This window comes from Mesorhizobium sp. WSM4809 (genome assembly GCF_055811655.1).
Map to the genome: position 1 here is coordinate 1 of NZ_JBVVQW010000087.1, position 243 is coordinate 243.

Annotated in this window: 1 pseudogene; it reads right to left on the bottom strand. The window is 56.8% G+C overall.

Going from position 1 to position 243, the window contains the following annotated elements:
• A pseudogene (locus AC0L24_RS33950) lies at positions 1-243 on the bottom strand (acetate kinase); the annotation flags it as partial.

The window sequence follows — 243 nt, forward strand, 5'->3', positions numbered from 1 at the left end:
GCCCAGCACGCCCAGTTTGCCCAGAGACAGTTCACGAACCATTGCGGCATTTTCACCGATACCACCAGTGAATACAACAGCGTCCAGACGACCATCCATCAGCGCAGTGTAGGCACCGATGTATTTCGCCAGGCGGTGGCAGTAAACGTCCATTGCGCGCTTCGCGTCTTCTTTCGTCGCGTAGTTGTCTTCAACATAGCGGCAGTCGCTGGTCACTTCGGTCAGACCCAGCAGGCCAGACTC